23 protein-coding genes and 1 tRNA gene are annotated in these 25,703 nt (G+C 42.2%); 21 read left to right on the forward strand and 3 right to left on the reverse strand.

All coding sequences use genetic code 11. From position 1 onward, the window contains the following. Positions 1–5 precede the first annotated feature (5 nt). Both ISP07_RS05440 and ISP07_RS05445 read right to left on the reverse strand, forming a co-directional pair. Positions 6–1,019 (reverse strand): hypothetical protein, encoded by a 1,014-nt coding sequence (locus ISP07_RS05440; RefSeq protein WP_054553181.1) that lies wholly within the window; start codon positions 1,017–1,019, stop codon positions 6–8. Between the two features lie 117 nt (positions 1,020–1,136). Next, positions 1,137–2,687 carry a cryptochrome/photolyase family protein gene (locus ISP07_RS05445; RefSeq protein ID WP_209327048.1) on the reverse strand — a complete coding sequence of 517 codons (1,551 nt, stop codon included), beginning with the start codon at positions 2,685–2,687 and terminating at the stop codon, positions 1,137–1,139. 105 nt (positions 2,688–2,792) lie between these two features. Here ISP07_RS05445 and ISP07_RS05450 point away from each other — a divergent pair, with 105 nt between their 5' ends. Next, complete coding sequence (locus ISP07_RS05450; RefSeq protein ID WP_209327049.1) at positions 2,793–3,584, forward strand: DUF4124 domain-containing protein; 792 nt, start codon at positions 2,793–2,795, stop codon at positions 3,582–3,584. Here ISP07_RS05450 and ISP07_RS05455 read toward each other — a convergent pair. After that, complete coding sequence (locus ISP07_RS05455; RefSeq protein WP_209327050.1) at positions 3,575–4,039, reverse strand: hypothetical protein; 465 nt, start codon at positions 4,037–4,039, stop codon at positions 3,575–3,577. The genes ISP07_RS05450 and ISP07_RS05455 overlap by 10 nt on opposite strands. 243 nt (positions 4,040–4,282) lie before the next feature. Between ISP07_RS05455 and ISP07_RS05460 the strand changes: the two genes are divergently transcribed. The 20 genes from ISP07_RS05460 to ISP07_RS05555 all read left to right on the forward strand — a co-directional run bounded on the left by ISP07_RS05460 (position 4,283) and on the right by ISP07_RS05555 (position 25,656). Further along, positions 4,283–4,359: transfer RNA gene (locus tag ISP07_RS05460), tRNA-Met, on the forward strand. A gap of 289 nt (positions 4,360–4,648) precedes the next feature. Continuing rightward, positions 4,649–5,104 carry a ribosome maturation factor RimP gene (gene rimP, locus ISP07_RS05465; protein ID WP_054562099.1) on the forward strand — a complete coding sequence of 152 codons (456 nt, stop codon included), beginning with the start codon at positions 4,649–4,651 and terminating at the stop codon, positions 5,102–5,104. Between the two features lie 38 nt (positions 5,105–5,142). Then, entirely contained in the window at positions 5,143–6,642 is a 1,500-nt protein-coding gene (nusA, locus tag ISP07_RS05470) for a transcription termination factor NusA (RefSeq protein ID WP_054553176.1), read from the forward strand. 25 nt (positions 6,643–6,667) lie between these two features. Further along, positions 6,668–9,325 carry a translation initiation factor IF-2 gene (infB, locus tag ISP07_RS05475; RefSeq protein ID WP_209327051.1) on the forward strand — a complete coding sequence of 886 codons (2,658 nt, stop codon included), beginning with the start codon at positions 6,668–6,670 and terminating at the stop codon, positions 9,323–9,325. A gap of 110 nt (positions 9,326–9,435) precedes the next feature. After that, positions 9,436–9,840, forward strand: coding sequence for a 30S ribosome-binding factor RbfA (gene rbfA / locus ISP07_RS05480; protein WP_054553174.1), 405 nt, complete (start codon positions 9,436–9,438; stop codon positions 9,838–9,840). Beyond that, a complete protein-coding gene (gene truB / locus ISP07_RS05485) occupies positions 9,840–10,784 on the forward strand; it encodes a tRNA pseudouridine(55) synthase TruB (RefSeq protein ID WP_054553173.1) in 945 nt (314 codons plus the stop codon). Before rbfA ends, truB begins: the two co-directional genes overlap by 1 nt. 110 nt (positions 10,785–10,894) lie before the next feature. After that, positions 10,895–11,164 carry a 30S ribosomal protein S15 gene (rpsO, locus tag ISP07_RS05490; RefSeq protein WP_054553172.1) on the forward strand — a complete coding sequence of 90 codons (270 nt, stop codon included), beginning with the start codon at positions 10,895–10,897 and terminating at the stop codon, positions 11,162–11,164. 242 nt (positions 11,165–11,406) lie between these two features. Continuing rightward, positions 11,407–13,536, forward strand: coding sequence for a polyribonucleotide nucleotidyltransferase (gene pnp, locus ISP07_RS05495; protein WP_054562096.1), 2,130 nt, complete (start codon positions 11,407–11,409; stop codon positions 13,534–13,536). Positions 13,537–13,664: 128 nt separating this feature from the next. Then, positions 13,665–14,543 (forward strand): lipoprotein NlpI, encoded by an 879-nt coding sequence (nlpI, locus tag ISP07_RS05500; protein ID WP_054553170.1) that lies wholly within the window; start codon positions 13,665–13,667, stop codon positions 14,541–14,543. Next, on the forward strand, positions 14,527–15,729 hold the full coding sequence (locus ISP07_RS05505; RefSeq protein WP_209327052.1) for a hypothetical protein: 1,203 nt from the start codon (positions 14,527–14,529) through the stop codon (positions 15,727–15,729). The genes nlpI and ISP07_RS05505 overlap by 17 nt, the downstream gene beginning before the upstream one ends. Positions 15,730–15,939: 210 nt before the next feature. Then, positions 15,940–18,732: a monovalent cation/H+ antiporter subunit A gene (locus tag ISP07_RS05510; RefSeq protein ID WP_054553168.1), complete on the forward strand. Its 2,793-nt coding sequence runs from the start codon at positions 15,940–15,942 to the stop codon at positions 18,730–18,732. After that, positions 18,732–19,076, forward strand: a complete 345-nt coding sequence (locus tag ISP07_RS05515) for a Na+/H+ antiporter subunit C (protein WP_054553167.1) — start codon at positions 18,732–18,734, stop codon at positions 19,074–19,076. Before ISP07_RS05510 ends, ISP07_RS05515 begins: the two co-directional genes overlap by 1 nt. Then, positions 19,073–20,590, forward strand: a complete 1,518-nt coding sequence (locus ISP07_RS05520; RefSeq protein WP_199529208.1) for a monovalent cation/H+ antiporter subunit D — start codon at positions 19,073–19,075, stop codon at positions 20,588–20,590. Before ISP07_RS05515 ends, ISP07_RS05520 begins: the two co-directional genes overlap by 4 nt. Then, a complete protein-coding gene (locus tag ISP07_RS05525; RefSeq protein WP_209327053.1) occupies positions 20,590–21,126 on the forward strand; it encodes a Na+/H+ antiporter subunit E in 537 nt (178 codons plus the stop codon). The genes ISP07_RS05520 and ISP07_RS05525 overlap by 1 nt, the downstream gene beginning before the upstream one ends. Beyond that, complete coding sequence (locus tag ISP07_RS05530) at positions 21,120–21,389, forward strand: K+/H+ antiporter subunit F (RefSeq protein ID WP_054553164.1); 270 nt, start codon at positions 21,120–21,122, stop codon at positions 21,387–21,389. The genes ISP07_RS05525 and ISP07_RS05530 overlap by 7 nt, the downstream gene beginning before the upstream one ends. Positions 21,390–21,397: 8 nt before the next feature. After that, positions 21,398–21,730 carry a Na+/H+ antiporter subunit G gene (locus ISP07_RS05535; RefSeq protein ID WP_054553163.1) on the forward strand — a complete coding sequence of 111 codons (333 nt, stop codon included), beginning with the start codon at positions 21,398–21,400 and terminating at the stop codon, positions 21,728–21,730. 141 nt (positions 21,731–21,871) lie between these two features. Further along, positions 21,872–22,666 (forward strand): tRNA pseudouridine(38-40) synthase TruA, encoded by a 795-nt coding sequence (gene truA / locus ISP07_RS05540; RefSeq protein ID WP_054553162.1) that lies wholly within the window; start codon positions 21,872–21,874, stop codon positions 22,664–22,666. A 158-nt stretch (positions 22,667–22,824) separates the two neighbouring features. After that, positions 22,825–23,700, forward strand: coding sequence for an acetyl-CoA carboxylase, carboxyltransferase subunit beta (gene accD, locus ISP07_RS05545; RefSeq protein WP_054553161.1), 876 nt, complete (start codon positions 22,825–22,827; stop codon positions 23,698–23,700). Positions 23,701–23,725: 25 nt separating this feature from the next. Then, positions 23,726–24,991 carry a bifunctional tetrahydrofolate synthase/dihydrofolate synthase gene (gene folC / locus ISP07_RS05550; protein ID WP_209327054.1) on the forward strand — a complete coding sequence of 422 codons (1,266 nt, stop codon included), beginning with the start codon at positions 23,726–23,728 and terminating at the stop codon, positions 24,989–24,991. 11 nt (positions 24,992–25,002) lie between these two features. Then, positions 25,003–25,656, forward strand: coding sequence for an SPOR domain-containing protein (locus ISP07_RS05555; protein WP_209327055.1), 654 nt, complete (start codon positions 25,003–25,005; stop codon positions 25,654–25,656). The last annotated feature ends 47 nt before the right edge of the window (positions 25,657–25,703 follow it).

Genomic DNA, 25,703 nt, shown 5'->3' on the forward strand with positions numbered 1-25,703 from the left:
ACGCATTATCGAGCAACCATGGCATGATTAAGTAGGTGAACCACCATCGCAATCGCATGAGGAACCACTTGTTTTGCAGTATCGAGACGGTCGTAATGATCTTTTGAATTTAACACGATCCCACCTTGTGCATACGAAAATGCACCGCCTTGGGTTAACAAAGGGCGTACATCAGTTGATTGTGTATCTAATGCAGCAAAGGTCGCCATGGCTTGTGAGACGAGTGCTGGATCATTGAGATTTTCTTGGTCGTAATAATCATTCACCCAACTTTCCCAGCTTGAGTGATTTAGATCGGAGGTTGTCCAAGTATGATGAGGTTGGAGTAAATCGGTAGTGTGAAATACAAAACCTAAAATCTGTGGATTACCGCTTTGTAAGTAACTTTGATACCAGTATTGCCCTAAGTTATCGATAGGTTGGAATGGCATTTCCTCAAAGTCATCATACATGCTGTAACTTGATTGGCTATCTATACGGTAATGGGCTTCAGTAACGCCATAGCTATTATATTTTGAAGAGTCAGCATTGAACCAGCCTGTTTCACCACCTTTACCATCATCAAGGTAATCACCTTTGAGCCACGTTGCGGCAAGATTATCAACTGCTCCCCATACTGTTAGTTTTTGATAGTTGTAGCCGCCAAAGTCGTTGCCATGTTGATCAGCACCTTGGGTGTGATTTTGAAAGTGCCAATAACTGGTGTATTTCACAATACTTTCTGCAGCACCCCAAACTGGTGCTTGTACGCAAGAACCTGTAATAGCACCACAAAAAAACGTGTCCTCAAAATCATCGACGTCATAGGCTGCTTGCCCAAGTAGCTCGCCAAGCTGAGCGACAGTCATATTATTTTGCTGAGCATAGCTGACTAACGCAGCGTATTGTGTTGTGCTTGGGTGTTGTTGCATGTAGTTAACGGCATCAATCACGATACGTTTGTGGGTTTCTTGACTAAACGCATGTACGTTACTGCTGCATGCAACTAAAAACGCTGCACTAATAAGTGTTTTTTTCATTGTGTCCTCAAAGTGTTATTTAATATGCAGCGCTATTAAAAAAGAGCGTGATTACACTAGAGTGACAAAATAATTAAACATTTAATTAACAAGTTTACCCAATATGGTACTTTGTCATTACAGTTTTTCTAAATTATCCAAGCACCAATTAGCACGTTTAAGAGTGGCTTGCTGAACAGATTCATCTTGCTTATACCAGTTGTTATAAATCATACCGATACGAGGATTTTGTGATAGCTGCTGTTCATGTTCTAACATAAAATGCCAATATAGGCTGTTGAATGGGCAAGCATCCTCAGTGGTTTTTTCTTTAATGTTGTAGCTACAGCGTTTGCAATAATCACTCATTTTGTTGATGTAATTTCCACTGGCAGCATAAGGTTTAGTGGCAATTAATCCCCCGTCAGCAAATTGGCTCATTCCCCGAGTGTTGGGCATTTCTACCCATTCTATGGCATCGATATAAATACCTAGATACCATTCATCTACTTCACTAGGCTCAATAGCGGTTAATAAGCAAAAGTTACCCGTGATCATCAAACGTTGTATGTGGTGTGCATAAGCCGTTTGCAGGCTTTGTGTAATGGCATGGTGCATACAATTCATGTTTGTTTTGCCGTGCCAAAAATAGTCGGGTAGGGCACGCTTTGCATTTAAGGCATTTTTGCTGGCGTAATCAGGCATATTTTGCCAATAAATACCACGTACATACTCGCGCCAACCGAGAATTTGCCGAATAAAACCTTCAACTTGAGCAATATCAATAGGTTGCTTATCAAAGCTAGTTAACACTTGTTCGATGACCTGCATCGGGTGCAGCATTTTCGTATTAAGAGCAAACGATAAACGGCTGTGATACAAAGACCATTGGTACTGGGACTGGCATGTCATGGCATCTTGAAACTGACCAAAATGTACCAGTAAATGGTCGCAAAAAAAATCAAGTAACTGCTTTGCTTCAGCGCGCGTGGTTGGCCAAATTAAGGTATCGCTGCACTCACCAAAAGTATTTATTTTGTGCTTTTCTATCCGTTTAAGGATGTGGCTAACATCGTGACCGAAGCACAAAGGTTCGGGAATTTCTTTAAGATCGCTTGGTTTTAACTTGTTTCTATTTTGCTGATCAAAATTCCATTTGCCTCCACGAGGTTGGTTATCATCGTCCATTAAAATATTAAAACGTTTGCGCATAGCACGATAAAAAAACTCCATTTTCACCGGTTTATTTGGCTTAAAGTGCTGGTCAATGTCATTAAAAGGTAGTAGAAAGTGTTCCGAATCAACCGCATTGACATTAAATTCGCTCTGCTTTGCAAAATCAGCGAGTTGTTGTTTAAGGCGGTATTCGTCTGGATATTGATACTCAATATTTTGGCATTGATACTGCTTCGCTAAGCGGGTGAGCAATTCAGGTAGCGTGGCATCATCTTCTGTATTATCAAGTGTTAAATGCAGGCAGTTCAAGTTGGCATTTTTGAGTGCTATAGCAAAGTTTTCCATTGCAGCAAAAAAAGCGGTCACTTTTTGCAAATGATGCTTTACATAGTCTGTTTCTTGTTTCAATTCGGCAATCACGTACAGCGTGTCTGGTTGTGATTTATTTTTAAACCAGCTATGACTTGCATTGAGTTGATCGCCAAAGATAAATCTCAGGGTGGCATATTGCACTTCTAAAAACCTTAGTGGATCATAATTGAATTAACTACGAAACAAACTAGGAGATAGATCGATAAAGTTAGTGTATAAATAAGGTATAACTATGGAAGGCAAAAAATGAAATCTAACACTATTAATACTCATATTATTTGGGCTACATGTTTATTTATAAGCACTGCGGCGAGTGCATCAGTGTATCAGTGCGAAAAAAATGGTGTGGTTGAGTTTAGTCAGTTGCCATGTGGGGAAGATGCTAAATTAATAACAATAAAAGAGCAAAACCCTTTCCTATCCAATGCTGTACAAGGAAAAAGTACTGAGTCAGTATATTCTCAAACGACTGGTCAAGTTGATAGCTATATCAGGACTAAACAAATAGCAGCAGAAATAGCTGAGCATAATAATAAAATAGATACCTTTAAGCTTCGTATGAATAATGAAATTGCAGCATTAAATAATCAGTCCGATGCGCAGTTACAAAACTTAGTTGGTGCAAAAAAACAAGCCGCTATTGCAAAGCAAATGAGTGCTGTATCTGAGCGTTATGCTGTTCTTATTGACAATGAACAGCGTAGTATTGACAGACTAATCGCCGAAAATAACAGAATAAACAATAGTTTCAATGAACTATCAAATAACGATGAGGTTGATAGCTTTATTCGCAGCAAACAAATCATGCTACAAATCTCTGAGCATGAAAATAAGATCGATACTTATAACGAACAACTAAACCAACAGATTAGCTTACTAGAAAAGCAAGTTAGTCATAGACCAAATAACTTAGCTGACGCAAATAGTGATCAAGCTTTAGTTGATAAAATGAGTGCGTTGACAAGCCGCTTCAATACACTTATCTCTGTTGAGCAAAGGCAAATTGATAGACTTCGAAGTGAACTGAGTCAATTGTGAGCTTTATAAACGAAGCGTCTTGTTTTAATAGAAACCACGGTAGAGTGTGAAAATAAGTAACTTTTCACAATATTAGAAAAAATACGAATAGCCAGCTCCCAAGCTTGTTGCTGATGGCTATTGTAGGTCTTGATAAAGAGTAGACGAGTCTCAATAAAAGCCTCACAAAGAATATCAATATCTTTTGACGCTACGTTTAAAAAGCTCAGGTTATTCGCTAAATAATGAATAAACGGCGTGACTTGCTGTAAGTCATCAAGGTGACTTACTACTTTTTTGAGCGCACAGTAAAGAATATAGCTACGCTTAGTTATGCTGTCTTGCTCAGGAACTGTCATGGTTAACTGACGAGCATTAAGACTGCGATGATATGCGCTTGTAAACTGATGGAAATCTGGTTTTAGCAATTCAATATCTTGTAGTAACAGTCTTTTTTGAAATGAAGATAGACTCATAGTAAATCGCTTAATAGCCAAGGCTATAGGTTATTCTTATTATATGACTAAATATAGACGAGAATTTTCAGTTATGGGAAATTTTATGACAAGGTTGTCATAAAATTTTTAGGCAAAAAATAGTCTAACTAATTCATGTAGGAAGGTTGCTAATTGAGCGCTACATGCTTATAATAGCCGCCATTGAATTGAGGTGTTTAGCACTCGATTAAACGATATTAAGTTACTTTTAATATCTATTGGCGCGGGATGGAGCAGCCTGGTAGCTCGTCGGGCTCATAACCCGAAGGTCGTCGGTTCAAATCCGGCTCCCGCAACCAAATACATGCTAAGGCATTGTAAGTGTACTTAGTATGCACAGTAATTTTTACTGTATGAAGTCGCGCATTCTGGTAATGCGCGTTTTGCGTTTAGGCTATCTAGTTTAATTTAGTCAGGTGACTGACTCGCAACCAAGCTTGGCCCTAGGCCACACAGTTTTATGCTTTAGGTGTGACGCCCCGCTTGGTTCGGGGCGTTGTTGTATCTGCTTGGCGGTGATTTTAAATCATTATTAAACTCAGTATTTCAGGGCTATATGCCCTTTTTTTGTTTGTATGGAGGATTTTCGTGACAAAACTTGAGCAAGATTTAGTAGCCATGCTCTCACCGGCCGTTGAAATGTTAGGCTTTGAGTTACATGGTCTTGAGTTTGTGCAAGCTGGTCGCCACTCTACATTACGTGTTTATATCGATCACGATGCAGGGATTACGGTTGACAATTGTGCCGACGTTAGTCGTCAAGTTAGCGCAATTTTAGACGTCGAAGACCCAATTACAAATGAATATGATTTGGAAGTTTCGTCTCCTGGTGTTGATCGTCCATTATTCAAACAAGATCACTACGAGAAGGCGCAAGGAGAAGAAGTACGCGTGCGTACTAAGCTTCCGCAAGATGGTCGTCGTAACTTTAAAGGCGATTTAGTATCAGTTAGCAGTGATATGATCACACTTTCAGCAGATGGCGCTGAGCATATGATTATGCTTAGTAACATTGAACGTGCGAACATCATCGCAAAGTTTTAATTCGAGTGCGAAGGAATAGGGCAAGCGAGGCATAACCCATGGCAAAAGAAATATTATTGGTTGCTGAAGCCGTCTCCAATGAGAAAGCGGTTCCAAAAGAAAAGATTTTTGAAGCGTTAGAGTTCGCATTAGCGACTGCGACAAAGAAAAAACACGATGGCGAAATTGAAGTTCGCGTATCAATCGATCGTAAAACAGGTGATTACGACACATTCCGTCGTTGGAAGATTGCTGAAGTTCTTGAAGATGGTTCTTTAGAAAACCCTTACAGCGAAATCACACTTGAAGCGGCACAGGTTGAAGATGAAAGCCTACAATTAGGTGATTACGTTGAAGAACAAATTGAGTCAATCAAGTTTGACCGTATTACAACACAAATGGCTAAGCAAGTTATCGTACAAAAAGTACGTGAAGCTGAGCGTGCATTAGTTGTTGAGGAATACAAAGATCAACAAGGCGAATTAGTAACAGGTGTTGTTAAAAAAGCAACCCGTGATGCTATCGTACTTGACCTTGGTAACAATGCTGAAGCGGTCATCTACCGTGATGATATGTTACCGCGTGAAAACTTCCGCCCGGGTGACCGTATCCGTGGTCTTCTTTATGAAGTTAAGCCAGAAGCACGTGGCGCGCAGTTATTTGTAACGCGTTCCAAGCCAGAAATGCTAATGGAACTTTTCCGCATTGAGGTGCCAGAGATTGGCGAAGAGATGATTGAACTACGTGCAGCTGCACGTGATCCAGGTTCTCGTGCAAAAATCGCGGTAAAATCTAACGACAAACGTATCGACCCAGTAGGTGCGTGTGTTGGTATGCGTGGTGCACGAGTACAAGCAGTTTCAACTGAGCTTGGTGGTGAGCGTGTTGATATCGTTCTTTACGATGACAACCCAGCGCAATTCGTTATCAATGCAATGGCGCCAGCAGAAGTTGCGTCAATCGTAATGGACGAAGATACACATTCAATGGATATCGCTGTTGAAGCCGATAACCTAGCACAAGCAATCGGTCGTAATGGTCAAAACGTTCGTCTTGCTAGCCAGTTAACTGGTTGGGAATTAAACGTAATGACCGTTGATGACATGCGTGCGAAGAACGAAGCTGAATCAGATAAGCTAATCAACTTATTCACTGAGTACCTAGATATTGATGATGAGTTTGCAACATTACTTATCAACGAAGGTTTCTCAACACTTGAAGAAGTGGCTTACGTACCGGCATCAGAATTCTTAGAAATTGACGGTTTAGATGAAGAAACAGTTGATATCTTACGTTCACGTGCAAAAGACGCATTAACAACGAAAGCGCTTAAAACTGAAGAAAGCCTAGAAGGTGCAGAACCTGCAGAAGACCTACTAGCGCTTGAAGGCTTAGAGCGTCACCTTGCATTTGTTATGGCAAGTAAAGGTGTAGTAACACTTGAAGACTTAGCTGAGCAAGGCATTGATGAGTTAGTAGACATCACTGAACTTTCAGAAGAAGAAGCTGGCAAGCTAATTATGGCTGCGCGTAACATTTGTTGGTTCGCAGACGAGTAATTTATTAACGGAGGTATTACACACTATGGCAGAAGTAAATGTTGAAAAACTAGCCGGAGATATTGGTACAACTGTTGATAAATTACTACAGCAGCTAGAACAAGCCGGTATTTCTAAAAAAGCAGGTGATATGGTAACTGAGTCTGAAAAGTCGACGTTATTAGATCACTTGAGCAAGCAGCACGGCGGCACGGGCTCAGAAGGCCCAGCTCGCATGACTTTGCAACGTAAAAGCAAAAGTACGCTAAGCGTAACTGGCTCTACAGGTAAAGCGAAGTCTGTGCAAGTTGAAGTACGTAAAACACGTACTTACGTTAAGAAAAGCGCCATTGAGCAACAGCAAGAAGAAGAGCGTTTAGCTGCAGAAGAAGCTGCACGTAAAGCAGCAGAGCTTAAAGCCCAGCAAGAAGCTGAGGAGCTTAAAGCGAAACAAGAGGCAGAGCGCAAAGCGAAAGAAGAAGCTGAGCGTAAAGCCAAAGAAGAGGCTAAACGTAAAGCTGAAGCTGAGCGTAAAGCGAAACAGAAGCAGATGACCCCAGAGCAAAGTGCTAAGTCTGAACAAGATCGCATTGAGGCTGAGCGTCTGCAAAAAGAAGCAGAAGAGGCCGCATTGAGAAAAGCTGAAGAAGAAGCGAAACGTCAAGCAGAAGAGGCAAGAAAGCTAGCTGAAGAAAATGAAGCTCGCTGGAAAAAGGAAGAAGAAGAGCGTAAGCAGCGTGAAGAAAACGCTGACCACCACCTTACGACTTCTACTTACGCACGTGAAGCAGAAGATGAATCTGATGCACGTGAAGAGCAAAGCGCTCGTCGTAAGAAAAAGAAAAAAGGACCTCAAAAAGAGAAACAGCCTACTGGTCCTAAAGGCAAGAAAGGTAAGCTGAAAGCACCAACGTCTTTACAACATGGTTTCCAAAAACCAACAGCAGACGTGAAAAACGAAGTTCGTATCAGTGAAACAATCACTGTTGCTGAGCTTGCATCACGTATGGCTGTTAAAGGTGCTGAAGTTGTTAAAACGATGATGAAGATGGGTGACATGGTTACCATCAACCAAGTGATCGACCAAGAAACAGCACAACTTGTAGCTGAAGAAATGGGTCACAAGGTTATCATCGTTAAAGAAAACGAATTAGAAGAGAAAGTACTAAGCGATCGTAGCGAAGAAGGTAAAGCAATTCCTCGTGCGCCGGTTGTAACGGTAATGGGTCACGTTGACCACGGTAAAACGTCAACACTTGACTACATTCGTTCAGCAAAAGTTGCTTCAGGTGAGGCAGGTGGTATTACACAGCACATTGGTGCATACCACGTTGAAACAAATGGTCACATGATCACGTTCTTAGATACTCCGGGCCACGCCGCGTTTACATCAATGCGTGCTCGTGGTGCTAAAGCAACGGATATCGTAATCCTAGTCGTTGCTGCGGATGATGGTGTAATGCCACAAACTAAAGAAGCGGTTCAGCACGCTCGTGCTGCAGGCGTTCCTTTAATCATCGCAGTAAACAAGATGGATAAAGAAGGCATCGACCCAGATCGCGTTAAGAACGAACTAGCACAATTAGATGTTATCCCAGAAGAGTGGGGTGGTGACACGCAATTCGTTCATATCTCAGCAAAAACAGGTTTAGGTATTGATGACCTACTTGAAGCAGTACTAATGCAAGCTGAAATCCTAGAGCTAACTGCACCAGCTGAAGGTATGGCTGCAGGTGTTGTCATTGAATCACGTCTTGATAAAGGCCGTGGTCCAGTTGCGTCAATCCTAGTTCAGTCTGGTACGCTTAACCAAGGTGATATCGTACTATGTGGTCTTGAATATGGCCGTGTACGTGCGATGAAAGATGAGAACGGTAAAGACATCAAGTCTGCGGGTCCATCTATCCCAGTTGAGATTTTAGGTCTATCTGGTATCCCAGCTGCTGGTGATGAAGCAACAGTAGTTAAAGATGAGCGTAAAGCGCGTGAAGTTGCACTTTACCGTCAAGGTAAGTTCCGTGAAGTGAAACTTGCTCGTCAACAAAAAGCGAAGCTTGAAAACATGTTTACGAACATGGCTGAAGGCGATGTATCAGAAGTTAACATCGTTCTTAAAGCTGACGTACAAGGTTCAATTGAAGCAATCGCTGATTCATTAACTAAGCTTTCTACTGATGAAGTTAAAGTGAAGATTGTTGGTTCAGGTGTAGGTGGTATCACTGAAACTGATGCAACGCTTGCAGCGGCGTCAAACGCAATCGTTGTTGGCTTTAACGTACGTGCTGATGCATCAGCTCGTAAAGTAATTGAGTCAGAAAACCTAGACTTACGTTACTACAGCGTAATCTACAGCCTGATTGAAGAAGTTAAACAAGCGATGTCAGGTATGCTTGCACCAGAGTTCAAGCAAGAGATCATTGGTCTTGCTGAAGTTCGTGACGTGTTCAAGTCACCTAAGATTGGTGCAATCGCAGGCTGTATGGTTACTGAAGGTATCGTTAAGCGTAGCGCGCCTATCCGTGTACTTCGTGATAACGTGGTTATCTATGAAGGTGAACTTGAGTCACTACGTCGCTTTAAAGATGACGTTCAAGAAGTACGTAACGGTATGGAGTGTGGTATCGGCGTTAAGAACTACAACGATGTTAAAGTTGGCGACCAAATCGAGGTATTCGAGACGGTTGAAGTACAACGTTCACTTTAATTTCGTTTAAGTCACTATTTTAAATGGGGGCCTAGCCCCCATTTGTGTATTCGTAATTAAATTAACTTATTCTTTAACATCAATAAGTTATTATTTTAGAGTGAAATGAAATGAGAGAATTTTCTCGCACTGATCGTGTTGCACAGCAAATTCAAAAAGAGATTGCTGTTATTCTTCAACGCGAAATCAAAGATCCACGCTTAGGCATGGTGACAGTGTCTGCGGTTGAGGTATCTCGCGACTTATCTTACGCAAAAGTATTTATCACAGTGTTTAATACTGACGATGAAGATAAAGCCAAGCAAAGCGCTAAAATCCTAAATGAAGCAACGGGTTATATTCGTTCTTTATTAGGTAAACGCATTCGTGCGCGCATCATGCCTGAGTTACGTTTTGTTATTGATAACTCGCTTATGGAAGGTATGCGTATTTCAAACTTGGTTGATTCAGTTATTCGTGAAGACAATGCCAAGCATGTAGACGAAGATGACAGCGAAGAAGGCACTAAAGACTAATGGCTAGACGCAGTAAAGGTCGTGCTATTGACGGCATCTTATTACTTAATAAGCCGCAAGGTATTTCATCAAACAAAGCATTGCAGCAAGCAAAGGGAATTTACTTTGCACAAAAAGCAGGCCACACCGGTGCGCTTGATCCGCTCGCGACGGGTATGCTGCCTATTTGTTTTGGTGAAGCGACTAAGTTTACCCAGTTTTTGCTTGATACTGACAAAACCTATGTTGTACGCGCCAAACTTGGTGAGCGAACCACGACCTCTGATTCAGATGGTGAAGTGGTTGAAACGCGTGACGTATCGGTCACCCGTGAACAATTAGCTGAGCAAATTGCCAGTTTCTTAGGTGAGTCGGATCAATACCCTTCGATGTACTCTGCGCTTAAATACCAAGGTCAGCCTTTGTATAAATATGCCCGCGAAGGTATTGAAGTGCCGCGTAAGTGTCGAAAAATTAATGTATTTAGTTTAACGCTTGATGAGTTTGATGAAGCTAATAACGAAGTACAAATGACGGCACACGTCTCTAAAGGCACTTATATTCGTACTATTGTTGACGACTTAGGTGAAAAACTTGGCTGTGGTGCGCATGTCATCATGTTACATCGCAGTGCTGTTGGCCACTATCCAAGTGAAAAAATGGTTACTCTTGAGCAACTTGAAGAAAAGCTACAGCAGGCAAAAGCAGACGATGTTGCGCCTTCAAGCTACCTCGATGAGCTACTACTGCCAATGGATACTGCTTTGGTTGATTTACCTGTGATTGAGATTACTCAAGAGCAGGGCGTGGCATTTAGTCATGGTCAAACAGTCGTGATTGGTAAGCCTGTACCAGATGGTGTGGTAAAGGTAATGGCTGATGGGGTGTTCATTGGTACTGGTGAGCGTCATAAAGACGGTCACTTAAAATCAAAGCGTGGCTTATCAAATCAACTGCCTGAGTAAAGATTACCTTGTAGTTATTAGCAAAGCTGGGTAGAATACGCCCCGCTCAATCGTTTTGGCTGAATTAGTGATCGGCTAAAACACAATTTAAATTAATTTTTGGAGTTACTATGTCACTAAGCAATCAAGAAAAAGTTGAAATCATCGCTAAATTTGCACGCGCTGAAGGCGACACTGGTTCACCTGAAGTACAAGTTGCACTTCTAACTTTCGATATCAACAAGCTTCAAGGTCACTTTGCTAGCCACAAGCACGACTTCCACTCACGTCGTGGTCTTCTTCGCAAAGTAAGCCAACGCCGTAAACTGCTTGACTACCTTAAAGGTAAAGACATTGCACGTTACACTGCGTTAATCCAAGAGCTTGGCCTACGTCGCTAAGAACTAGATTACGAGAAAAGGGGCTATTTAGCCCCTTTTTTTGTGCGCGCATGAAAGGTATACTAGCGCACACCTAGGTAGTGGATACTGCTTAGATATCAAAAAACATCATTGCCAATTGTAGTACTTAATCGTGTTTTAATAAGCACAATTAAGTACTGTAATTGGTACTTTGATGGACTGTTTTTTACCAATTCGGAGCATAGCTCTGAGTTGCTTTTACATTTAAAGGACATTTTTAAGTGCAAGCAATTATTAAAGAATTTCAACTAGGTCAACACACTGTGACCCTAGAAACAGGTGCTATCGCTCGTCAAGCTGACGGCGCAGTACTAGCAAGCATTGGCGACACTTCAGTATTAGTTACTGTTGTTGGTAAGCGTGATGCACAACCAGGTCAAGACTTCTTCCCACTAACAGTTAACTACCAAGAGCGTATGTACGCTGCGGGTCGTATCCCTGGTGGTTTCCTTAAGCGTGAAGGTCGTCCTAACGATGGCGAAACACTTATCGCTCGTCTAATCGACCGTCCAATCCGTCCACTTTTCCCAGACGGCTTCGTAAACGAAGTACAAGTAATCGCGACAGTTGTTTCTGTTAACCCAGAAATCCAACCTGACATGGTTGCTATGATCGGTACTTCAGCAGCACTTGCTATCTCTGGTATCCCATTCAATGGTCCTATCGGTGCATCACGTGTTGGTTTCATCAATGGTGAATACGTACTTAACCCAACACTAGCTGAGCTTGAAGAAAGCCAATTAGACCTAGTAGTTGCTGGTACTGATAACGCAGTACTTATGGTTGAATCAGAAGCTGAAACACTATCTGAAGACGTAATGTTAGGTGCGGTTGTTTATGGTCATGAGCAATCTCAAGCTATCATCAACGCAATCAACGAGTTCAAAGCTGAAGCGGGTAAACCAGCTTGGGATTGGACTGCACCAGAGAAAAACGTAACACTTGCTGAGAAAATCTCTGCAATTGCTGCTGATAAAGTAGGTGAAGCATACCGCATCACTGACAAAGTAGCGCGTAAAGAAGCACTAGGTGCAGCGAAAGAAGAAGTGGTTGCTACATTAACTGCTGAACTTGCTGAAGGCGAAGAGCTAGATACGCAAGAAGTTGGTAAACTATTCGGTTCTTTAGAAAAAGAAATCGTTCGTGGCCGTATCATCGCTGGTGAAAAACGTATCGATGGTCGTGAACCAGATATGGTTCGTGCACTAGACGTAATGACGGGTGTTTTACCACGTACTCACGGCTCTGCAATCTTCACGCGTGGTGAGACGCAAGCACTTGTAACTGCAACGCTTGGTACTGAGCGTGATTCACAGTTAATCGACGACTTAACAGGTACTAACAAGCATCACTTCATGCTTCACTACAACTTCCCTCCGTTCTGCGTAGGTGAAACAGGTTTTGTAGGCTCTCCTAAGCGTCGTGAAATTGGTCACGGTAACCTAGCTAAGCGTGGTATCGCTGCGGTACTACCTACACTTACTGACTTCCCATACTCAATCCGTGTTGTTTCAGAAATCACTGAATCAAACGGTTCATCGTCTATGGCATCAGTATGTGGTACATCACTAGCACTTATGAATGCAGGTGTACCAATCAAAGCATCTGTTGCTGGTATCGCGATGGGTCTAGTTAAAGAAGGCGACGATTTCGTTGTTCTTTCAGATATCTTAGGTGATGAAGATCACTTAGGTGACATGGACTTTAAAGTAGCAGGTACTTCAAACGGTATCACTGCACTACAAATGGATATCAAGATCGAAGGTATCACTAAAGAAATCATGCAAATCGCGCTTAAACAAGCGAAAGCAGCACGTCTACACATCTTAGGTGTTATGGACGAAGCGATTGCAGCACCTTCTGAAGAGTTATCTCAATTCGCACCACGCATCTACACTATGCAAATCCCTGCGAAGAAAATTGCTGAAGTTATCGGTAAAGGTGGCGCAACTATCCGTCAACTTACTGAAGAAACTGGCACAACGATTGAAATCGAAGATGACGGTACAATCAAGATCGCTGCAACTGACGGCATCAGCGCAAACGATGCAATCAAGCGTATCGAGCAATTAACTGCTGAACTAGAAGTAGGTACTATCTACACTGGTAAAGTTGTACGTATCGTTGATTTTGGTGCGTTCGTTAATATCCTTCCGGGTAAAGACGGTCTAGTGCACATTTCACAAATCAGCACAGAGCGTGTTAACAACGTAACTGACCACCTAAGCGAAGGCCAAGAAGTTAAAGTTAAAGTTCTTGAAGTAGATCGCCAAGGTCGTGTACGTCTAAGCATCAAAGAAGCTATGGAACCAGCTGCTGAAGAAAAAGCAGAAGAGTCTAAAGACGCTTAATGATGATTGAATAACCAGTTATTTGCTGGATATAAGAAAAAGGGGCTGTTTAGCCCCTTTTTTTATGCTTTAATGAAACCTATCCGCTTCGCCTTTGTCTACAGAGAATTCAGGTATTAAGGAATTTAATGATTTTTAAACACTTAGCATTGACCGCTGTGGCTATTTTTTCTTTAAGTGCATGTCAAACAACTTCACAACCTGAGTCAGTCCCTATTGTTAATGTGCCTTTTACTGCACCATTAGCACCTGATTTTCGTAACGAAATTACGATTGCTCGCTATTCTGAACTACTAAATCGTGCTGATTTAAGTGCAGAGCAACAAGCCAAACTTTATTATGATCGCGGTGTATTATTTGACAGCTTAGGTATGTCGACCTTGGCGCGTATTGACTTTAACCGTGCGATTAAGCTCAAACCAGACCTAGCAGAAGTGTATAACTTCTTAGGTATACACCACACACTAATGCAGCAGTATGAACAAGCTTATGAGTTTTTTGATTCGGCACTTGAGCTTAACGAGCAGCATGAGTATGCCTATTTAAATCGTGGTATTGCCCTTTACTATGGTGACCGTCCATCACTTGCACAAGATGATTTACAGCAGTTTTTAAATCGTTCACCAAGCGATCCTTATCGTGTGCTATGGCTTTATTTAGCTCAATCAGAAGCTGATAAAGCGCAGGCCTTAGTTGATTTAAAAGCTAACTCGCAGGGTGTTGATGAGTCGCAGTGGGGTTACCAACTATTAGCACTTTATTTAGGTGACATTAGTGAGTTTGAGTTTTTATCTGGCATTATTGAAGGTGTAACTTCAGAGCAAGAGTATGCGCACCGCTTATGCGAAGCTTATTTCTACCTAGCTAAGATGCATCAAGCGGCGGGTGATAACTATCTTGCTGCCGATTACTTTAGACTTGCCCTTGCCACCAATGTGCATGAGTTTGTTGAATACAAATATGCCCGCTTAGAGCTTGAGTTAATGGCTGGTGAAAACGCAAGCTAAGGTTTCTTTTACTGCTATTCTATTACTGAGCTTGGGTTTCGTACCAAGCTCAGTGTCTCGTTTTATTCCCGCTTACGCTTATTACGCAAATACTACTCCTGCACAAGCAACGGCTATCTATAATTTGGCACCCAGTGCCATTAATTTGCAGCATTTAGTGCTGAGTAACTCACAGCTTCGTCAGTTAGCAACGCTTAATGATAGTAATGCTGCGTATCAGCTTGCGCTCAGATTTTTGATGCAACAAGATTACACTGCAGCAAAATTATGGTGGCAGCCTTACTTTGCTACATTCAATTCAGCTCAGCAACAAACCTTAGCGGAGCAGCTAGTCAGAGCAAACCAGTGGCTCGATATAAGAAGCCTAGGTAAAGCTGGCAAGTTACCTGACGGAGATGCCAAGCAAGCGTGGCTGTTGCAACAACAATTGCCGCCAGCTCAAATTTCCCCAGCTTATGCGCAGCAACAGCAATTTGCCTTATCAACATCAAGTATACAAGCAAGCAGTCAGTGCCAATTTAATGTTTTAATGCTGACAGATCATTACAAGGGCATTGATACTTTAAAGCAGTATAAGCAGCAATATAGTAAAGCGCCTGAGCCTGCAAAAGGCAGCTTTTGTTTTACTGAGGTTGTTTATGTTGCCGATAAGTTTAGCTGTGATGGCAACGATGGGGCGCTTGAATGTAACTGGCAAAATGCGGCTGAGTATTCATGGCCTGAAGGTTTTGACTTTATTGTGATGATGTCAAAACAAGGGGCAGCTAATGTTCGCGGTGGCATTATGCATATAAACTCATCACAATCTTACGCGGTGTTTCTACATGAGCTAATGCATTTTAATGGCTTTGAAGATGAATATGTTTTAGCAGAGCAAAAACAACAGTGGCTTTGTAAGCAACAGGGGCTAGTTGCGCCAAATCTATTTATTGCCAATGAGGTTTCTCCGCCAAAAGGGTGGCAAAAAAGTATCGCTTGTGGCAACAAAAAAGCCTATAAACCAAGCTCTAACTGGTCGATTATGCAGTACCAAACTATGAGCCTGTCTGAGCAATACCGAGAACTTTGGCAAAAACAAATTAACCAGCCCTTAACAAAGCCGATTCGGTTTTCTGAATATTTTGCCTTTTTAGGCTTAAAGCCAGTGTTTACAACAGCTTCCAAAGAGCATAAATTTTCTGACTAATCGTCTATTTATTGCTATTTTAGTATGCAAAGTGGTTAAATGTTGTGCGAATAGGTGTGTCTCCTATAGACAAAATAGCACCTGATCAGTATAACTATACGCATTGTAAGCTTTTTTTAAGCCAACTTTTAACCATCCAAATGAACAGTACGCAACTAATTAAAACTAGAGCGGTATTGATATTCTTATGACACTAAAAGGCTCCTAATTATGACTTTGCTCTGGATACCCCTGTTATCCTTAATCGGCAGTGTTATTTCATCCTGCACTTCAAAACTAACACGTAACCAAAGCACTGCTTTGACCATGTTAGCGCCTTTGATTGCCCTTGGAATTGTATTTTCGTATACCCCTGCAGTCTTTTCTGGCGAAACAATTCGCTACACTGCTGAGTGGATCCCTCTTTTAAACATGCAAGTCTCGTTTCGACTTGATGGTTTAACGTTACTCTTTCTATATATGATCTTGGGGATCGGTACCCTGGTGATTTTTTATGCGCGTTATTACTTAAGTAGTAGCGACTCAATGCCAAAGCTATACTGCTATTTAATGCTATTTATGACCGCAATGGTCGGCATCGTGATGTCGAATAATGTGATCCAGCTGTGGTTTTTCTGGGAGCTCACAAGTATTAGCTCGTTCTTATTGATTAGCTATTGGTGGCATAAGTCAGAAGCTCGCAAAGGCGCGCGTATGGCACTTGCTATTACAGGTGCCGGTGGTCTTGCGTTACTAGCAGGTTTATTACTAATTGGTGATATTGTTGGTAGCTATAATCTTGATGTAATTTTAGCAAGCAAAGCGCTTATTCAATCTCATGCACTTTATGAAGCTGCGCTGGTATTAGTGCTTTTAGGTGCATTTACCAAATCTGCACAATTTCCATTTCATTTTTGGTTACCACATGCCATGGCAGCACCGACACCAGTCAGTGCCTACTTGCACTCCGCAACCATGGTTAAAGCAGGTATCTTTTTATTAGCGCGTTTTTATCCTGCGCTTTCAGGCACAGATACTTGGTTTATCTTAGTGGCAATGACGGGTCTGGCGACTTTATTGGTTGGCGCTTATATCGCGTTATTTAAGCATGATTTAAAAGGCTTGCTGGCTTATTCAACAATCAGCCATTTAGGTTTAATTACCTTACTGCTTGGTTTAGACACTGAGCTTGCTACAGTGGCTGCTATCTTCCACATCATTAACCACGCAACCTTTAAAGCGTCGTTATTTATGGCAACGGGTATCATTGACCATGAAACTGGCACCCGTGATATGCGTAAACTTAATGGTATGTGGCGATTTATGCCGTATACCGCCACACTTGCTATGGTGGCAGCGGCAGCCATGGCGGGCGTGCCACTGTTAAATGGTTTCTTATCGAAAGAGATGTTCTTTGCCGAAACACTACATCAGCAAGTGCTTGGCTCCATGTCGTGGTTAATACCAGTATTAGCGACGATTGCTGGTGCACTCTCTGTTGCGTATTCAGCACGCTTTATTCACGACGTGTTTTTCAATGGCGACCCAATCGATTTGCCAAAACAGCCTCATGAGCCACCGCGTTATATGCGTGTACCAATCGAAATTTTGGTTGTGCTATGTTTACTCGTTGGTATGTTCCCGCACTTTGCAGTAAGCGATATTTTAGCTGCGGCGTCTTATGCTGTGCTTGGTGATGCAGCCCCTGATTATAAGCTATCAGTATGGCATGGCTTTAACTTACCACTGTTGATGAGCTTTATTGCAACAAGCGTGGGTGTGATGATTTATGTGCAGCGTAAGCATCTGTTCCATTTCCAAGCTTCATTGCCAACTTTGAATGCTAAGAAAGGCTTTGAGCGTGGCTTATATAGCTTAATTAAGTGGTCACAAGAAAAGATTAAACGAATCGAAAATGGCTCGTTACAGCGCTATGCCTTTGTAATGATTGCGGTGGTGCTTATGTGTGCGGGCTGGCCTTTATTTGAAATGCGCCAGTTAGCAGGAGCAAGCGAGTTAACGCCAATCGATTTCCATAATGCTATTGGTGCTGGCTTACTAATAATTGGTGCGCTGGCAACGGTTATTTGGCACCGCTCACGAATGATATCTTTGATTATGATTTCAATCGTAGGCCTGATGGTGTCTGTTGCATTTACTCGATTCTCTGCGCCAGATTTAGCGCTAACCCAGTTAACGGTTGAAGTTGTCACCGTAATGCTACTGATGCTTGCACTGTTCTTTTTACCGCAGCGTACTCCGAAAGAATCAAGCTCACTGCGTATTCTGCGTGATTTAGGTATTTCATCGGCAATTGGTGTGGTCGTGGCGAGTATTTGTTATGCACTGCTGACAAGACCACTTGAGTCAATTTCTGACTTCTTTGTTGCTAATGCAAAAACTGGCGGTGGTGGTACTAACGTTGTAAACGTTATCCTCGTTGACTTCAGGGGTTTTGATACCCTAGGTGAGATTACCGTATTGGGTATTGCTGCGTTAGGTATTTATAAGCTTCTTATTAACTTGCCGCTGTTTATGCCAGCAAGTGATAGTGAAGGGCGCCCATGGGCAAGAGAGCGTTATCCAATTCTACTGTCGAGCATTTCACAAAGCTTGTTACCACTAGCATTACTTGTGTCTGCGTATATTTTCTTACGTGGTCATAACTTACCAGGTGGTGGCTTTATTGCAGGACTGGTTACCGCGATTGCATTTATTTTGCAATATATGGCTAATGGTTCGCATTGGATTGCAGACAGATTTGACGTAAATTATCGTAAGATTATTGCGTCAGGTATTGCTATTGCATTATTTACCGGTATTGGAAGTTGGTTCTTTGAACGTCCATTCCTAACAACCTGGTTTGATTATTTTGATATTCCGCTAGTCGGCAAGACAGAACTTGCTAGTGCTATCGTATTTGATTTAGGTGTGTATTTAACTGTTGTAGGTGCAACGCTGATGATTTTAGCAAGTTTAGGTAAATTAACTGCTGATACACCCAAGCAAGAGGTAAATATTTAATGGAAGTATTGTACGCATCATGCGTCGGCGTGCTGGTTGCATGCGGAATTTACTTAATATTGCGGGCTCGTACCTTCCCGGTGGTACTCGGCCTTACTATGTTGTCGTATGCAGTTAACCTGTTTTTATTCTCTTCAGGTCGCTTAACTATTAACAAAGCCGCTGTACTTGGTACAGGTAGTGAGTATGCCGATCCACTCCCTCAAGCACTGGTTTTAACCGCCATTGTAATTGGCTTTGCGATGACCGCTTTTGTGGTTATTTTAGCGATTCGTGGCCGTGCTGACTTGGGTAATGACCATGTTGATGGCCATCTTGTTAAATCATCGAAGGAGCAAAAATGATTCAGCATTTAGCTTCTTTACCGATTTTAATTCCGATGTTGGCAGGCGTTATTTTACTCATGCCGCCATGTGGAAAAAACTTACATATCCGCCGTGTTTCGTCGGTTATTTTGTCGATTGTCACACTCTTGGTAAGTGCTTATTTATTATTCCACGTTAATAATACCGCACCGCTTGTTTACGCAATCGGTGATTGGTCTGCACCATTTGGTATCGTGCTGGTTGCCGATAGACTAGCAACGCTATTGGTGCTACTTACCAGTTTCCTTGGTGCGGTCGTAGTGCTTTACAGCTGTGCTGGCGATGATAAAAAAGGGAGCTTTTTCCATCCGTTAGTGCACTTTTTAGTGTTAGGTGTAAATGGCGCCTTTTTAACGGGCGATGTATTTAACCTGTTCGTATTTTTTGAAGTGCTGTTGATTGCTTCGTATTCATTATTGATGCATGCCGGCAATAAACATAGTACCCGAGCTGCACTGCAGTACGTCATTTTAAACCTGATTGGTTCAAGCGTATTCTTAATTGCGCTGGGTGTACTTTATGGTGTGCTAGGCACATTGAACATTGCTGATTTAGCGCAAAAAGTACCACAGCTGACGGGTGATGATGTTTACCTTGCTAAAATTGGTGGCTTGCTGTTAATCGTGGTATTTGCGTTAAAAGGCGCGTTATTACCGTTACATTTATGGCTACCGAATACCTACGCCAGTGCAATGCCATTAGTTGCTGCATTATTCGCGATTATGACCAAGGTCGGTGTGTATGCCATGTTGCGCGTGTATACCGTAATATTTGGTGATAATGCTGGTGAGCTTGCTCATATGGCACAGCCTTGGTTATGGGGCTTAGCACTAGCGACCATCGTAATGGGTGGTATTGGTGTATTAGCGAGTCAAGATTTTAGAAAGCTTATTGCGAATCTGGTGGTTGTATCTGTCGGTACTTTAGTGGCATTGGTTGCGATTCAAAATGTTGCTGCAACCGCGGCATTACTTTACTACTTAGTGCATTCAACCATTATTTGCGCTGCACTATTCTTAATTGCGGATTTAATTGCTCAGCAACGTGGTAAAGTTGCCGACCGGTTAGTCGCAGGGCGCGCCGTTGCACAGCCATATTTACTTGGTACTTGTTTTGTAGTGGCTGCGCTTGCTGTTGTTGGTATGCCACCGTTATCTGGCTTTGTCGGCAAGGTATGGATTTTAAAGAGCACGCTAGATAGCGAAAAAGCCATGTTGTTTTGGCCAATATATCTAGTGTCTAGTTTAGCGTTATTAGTGGCGGTTTCACGAGCCGGTACCAGCTTATTTTGGGATCACACCCATAAAGACAGTGAAGCAATTGAAGGCACTAAAGCACACCCTGTTAAAGTGATAGCTGTAGTTGCATTACTTGCGTGTTCACCTTTAATGGTTGTGTTTGCAGGACCGATTTCAGACTATATGTTAGCAACATCAGAGCAGTTGTTTGATATCAACACTAGCATCAACGCTGTATTACAAGGAGGCCAATAATGCGTTTAGAAGCTCGCTTTCGTTGGTTGCCAACACCATTTCGCAGTGTTTTATTATTCATTGTATGGCTGTTGTTAAATAACAGTGTGTCGCCAGGACACCTGTTTTTAGCTGCATTTTTTGCCATTACTATTCCGTGGGTCACATTCCCATTTCGTGATCCACAGCCGCTTATTGTAAGGCCAGGTCTTGCGTTTAGGCACCTATTGTTAGTGCTGTACGATATTGTCACTGCTAACTTACAAGTTGCTCTGTTGATCCTTGGGCCAACGAAAAAGTTACGCCCAGGTTTTATCAAAGTACCGTTGGATTTAAGCCATGAAATGCCAATCACTATTTTGGCCAGCACAGTATCTTTAACACCAGGTACAGTGAGCGCAGAGGTTTATCCTATTCCTGAGTCACTCGAAGAGGGCGAAGAAATTCAGCAGCGCTACTTATTGATTCATGTACTCGATTTAGCTGATGAACAAGCGTTAATTAATACTATTAAGCAGCGCTACGAAGCACCGCTTAAGGAGATTTTTCGATGCTAGATACCGTTTTTCTAATTGTTTTTGCAATGATAGCCATATCTTTATTGTTAAACCTATGGCGCTTAATTGTTGGGCCGTCAGTACCTGATCGTATATTGGCTTTAGATACTATGTTCATAAATACCATTGCTTTAATTATTCTGTATGGCATGAGCATGGGCACCGATTTATATTTTGAAGCCGCATTATTAATCGCCATGCTTGGCTTTGTGAGCACTGTAGCTGTATGTAAATACCTGCTGCGTGGCGATATTATTGAATAAGGTAGCAAATGATGAGTGAATGGATTGTATCAATCTTATTATTAATTGGTGGTTGCTTTATTCTTATAGGTTCAATCGGACTTGTGAAAATGCCTGACTTTTTTATGCGTTTGCACGGTCCAACTAAAGCAACAACGCTTGGCATGGCATCACTGCTAATTGCTGCCATGGTGTATTTTAGCTACACCCACGATGGCATCAGTGTGAAAGAAATTTTGATTTCAATTTTCTTACTGATCACCGCACCTATTAGCGGCTATATGCTGATCAAATCAGCCATCCACCACAAGCTTCGTGCTAAAGATGGCACCAAGGGCCTCGATAACATCGAAGAAGATTAATACTAGCTCGCAACAATAGTTAAGCGAGTTGGTGTGATATCTGAGTAACCAGAACAATGTGATCTACGACAGTGGCTTTTATTGCGCTCGTAGATCGCATAAAATGCCCCGTCATTTAGTACAGTAGGTAAATAGAGCATTATGCGAGTAGCACTTGGAGTAGAGTACAACGGCGCGCGTTACAGTGGTTGGCAACGTCAATCACACGTCAATAGCGTACAACAAGAAGTAGAAACGGCGTTGTCGCGTATTTGTAATCATCCAGTCGAAATTGTTTGTGCAGGCCGCACCGATGCGGGTGTACATGGCACTGGGCAGGTGATCCATTTTGATACTCACGCTGAGCGTGAAATGGTCGCGTTTACGATGGGTATGAATACCTTACTGCCAAAAGATATTGCTATTCGCTTTGCCAAGCCTGTAAGCGAAGACTTTCACGCTCGTTTTAGTGCCACAGCACGTCGCTATCGTTATGTGATTTATAATTACACCTATCGCGGCGCTATCATGAGTGAAGGGGTGACCCATTTTCATCACCCATTAGACGAAACTAAAATGCAAGAAGCCTGTCAGTATTTAATAGGTGAGCATGACTTTACTTCGTTTAGAGCACTACACTGCCAAGCAAATACAGCAAATCGTACTATTCACCATTTATCGGTAAAACGCCAAGGTGATTATGTGATCATTGATATCAAAGCCAATGCGTTTTTACATCACATGGTACGAAACATTACCGGGTGTTTGATGGACATAGGTCTTCATAAGCATGAACCTGTGTGGTTAAAAGAATTACTTGATTTAAAAGAGCGCGCTAAGGCAAGTGCAACAGCAAAAGCCGCTGGCCTTTACTTAGTTGACGTGGATTACCCAGAACATTTTGGCATTCCTAAAACACCATTAGGGCCTTTGTTTTTACCTGATTCAGACAGTTAGACTTTAGTAGACTACTACTAAGACCAGTTTTTTATATCGTCTGCGGGTAATTCATGTTTTAATTGAAAAAATCTGTCTGTTTATTTGTTATCAGAAACACAAGCGAGTGTTTCCAATTAAACAGACTGCGACACAGAACAGCATTAAGAGAGTTGCAAATGAGTTGGTTAGAAAAAATCTTACCTAAAACGACTAAATCATCAGGTCGTAAAGAAATCCCAGAAGGGGTTTGGGCTAAGTGTACAGACTGTGATTCAATTTTATATAAAGCAGAATTAGAAAAAGCACTCAACGTGTGTCCTAAGTGTGATCACCACATGCGTTTAAGTGGCCGTAAACGTCTTGAAAACTTTTTAGATGATGCTGATCGCCAAGAAATTGGTGCAGAGCACGAACCAAAAGACGTATTAAAGTTTAAAGATTCTAAAAAATATTCTGACCGTATTACCCAAGCACAAAAAGCAAGCGGCGAAAAAGACGCACTTGTAGCAATGAAAGGCCGCCTAAAAGGTATTCCTGTTGCTGCTGTTGCTTTTGAGTTCTCGTTTATGGGTGGTTCAATGGCGTCAGTAGTAGGTGCTCGTTTTGTTGAAGCTGTAGATCAATGCTTAGAGCACAACATGCCACTTATTTGTTTCTCTGCATCAGGCGGCGCACGTATGCAAGAAGCACTTATGTCGTTAATGCAAATGGCTAAAACAAGTGCTGCACTTGCAAAAATGAGCGAAAAAGGCTTACCGTTTATTTCAGTATTAACTGATCCAACAATGGGTGGTGTATCTGCATCACTGGCAATGCTTGGTGATGTAAACGTTGCTGAACCTAAAGCGCTAATCGGTTTTGCGGGTCCTCGTGTAATCGAGCAAACAGTTCGTGAAACGCTTCCTGAAGGTTTCCAACGCAGTGAATTCTTGCTAGAGCATGGTGCAATCGACATGATTGTTGACCGCCGTGAAATGCGTGACACCCTTGCACGTATCTTAGCGAAATTTATGAACTTGCCTTCTACTGAACAAGAGCATAGAGTAGCGTAAATTTCAGCTTAACTGATTAAACGCTATGACAGAAATCCTTCCTAGCCAATCATCAAGCCTTGATGATTGGCTTTGTTATTTAGAAAGTGTCCATCCTGCTAATATCGAAATGGGTTTAGAACGCGTAGAACGCGTGGCAAACCAAGTCGGCTTACTCGATACATCAAGCAAAATAATCCTCATTGCAGGTACCAACGGTAAAGGGACCACAGCCCGTTGCCTAGAAAGCTTATTACTTGCACAGGGCTACAGTGTGGGTACTTATGCTTCGCCGCATCTTATTCGTTACAACGAGCGCGTACGTATTAACAGCCATGAGCTTGACGATCAATTCCATGTTGATGCTTTCGATATGCTTGAAAAAGGCCGTGGTGACACGCAGCTTACTTATTTTGAGTACGGTACTTTAGGCGCACTGGCTATTTTTAAACGTCACGCCGTTGATTATGTGCTGCTAGAAGTGGGGCTGGGTGGACGTTTTGATGCGACTAATATCGTGAACCCACATGCTTGTGTGATCACCACCATAGATTTAGACCATAAAGAATACCTAGGTGATACTCGTGAACTTGTTGGGTATGATAAAGCCGGTATTTTCCGTACTAATACCCCCGCTATTGTTGGCGATTTAGCGATTCCGCATACAGTGACTGATTATGGTAATGAAATTAACGCTGATATGGTGTTATCAGGCCGTGACTTCATATTCACAGAAGACAGTGAAGGCTTTAACTGGCAGTACCAAGGTAACGATTGGCGCTTAGCTAAGCCTGCTATCCCTTGTCAAAATGCAGCAACCGCGTTGACCTTACTTGCAAAGCTTGAGCTACTACCAAGCGAGCAACAAGTGCGTGATTGCTTAGCGAATCTGACTGTAGAAGGGCGCTTTCAGCAGTTAAGTGAGCAGCCGCTTATTTTTACCGATGTTGCGCATAACCCTGAGTCAGCTCGATATTTGGCACGCAAATTAAGCGTGTATAAAGATCAAGGGTTTAAAATTCATGCATTAGTCGCTATGCTTGCAGATAAAGATAAGGTGGCTGCTATGTCAGCCGTGGCAAATGTTGTTGACCAGTGGTCGTTAGCAAGTTTAGATTGTTTTCGCGGCGATAAAGTTGAGAATCTTGCTAAAGCACTAGCCGAAACCACATCAACAGCGCCTAGTACGCACTATGAGAGTGTTGAAACTGCGCTAGATACGTTATTACCAAATGTTGATGAAAACACGTTAGTGATTGTGTTCGGTTCGTTTATAACTGTGGCTGCAGCCATCAATTACTTTAAAAAATAGAGAGGAAATCGGTGAACGCAGGGTTTATTAATCGCTTAGTAGGCACCACGATTGTGGTTGTGGCGGCTATTGTCTTCATTCCAAACATTTTGGATGGTGAGAAGGTTCATTATAAAGAAGGCTTTAAAGCTATTCCTGAACGCCCTGAGTTCACTACGATAGACTTGCAAGAGGTGATTGATAATAAAGTCGCCTCTGCTGAGCAACCTTCGCAAATTCCGGTTGAAGATACGCAAGCAAACGACGCTGATCTTGTCGCAAATGAAACCCAGCAAATTGATACTGCGCCGCAAATGGTTGAAGCTTCTATCGATGAGCCGGTAATTAACAAAGCTGAGCCAAAAGTTGCAGTGCAAGAGCCTGCCAAGCCAGTCGCTAAAGCCCTTGAGCCAACCCGTAAGCCAGAAGAAAACCTCACACAAATGGCTTATGTTATTCAACTGGGTAGTTTTTCTCACGCACCTAATGTGAAATCACTGCAAGAAAAATTAAAAGCGAATGGTTTCAAAACCTTTACGCGTCCAATCAAAACCCCGAACGGCACACTGACAAAAGTCTTTGTAGGACCTTCACTTAACAAGAAAGAGTTAGAAAGTAAGCTTACTGAGTTAAAGCAGTTAACCAAGTTAAACGGCAAAGTTACTCAGTTTGAAATTACAAAATGATCTGGCATTTTGAGTATACCTCTTATAGAATGCGCCCCAAATTAACG

This window comes from Pseudoalteromonas sp. PA2MD11 (assembly GCF_017808125.1).
Classification (GTDB): Bacteria; Pseudomonadota; Gammaproteobacteria; order Enterobacterales; family Alteromonadaceae; genus Pseudoalteromonas; species Pseudoalteromonas simplex.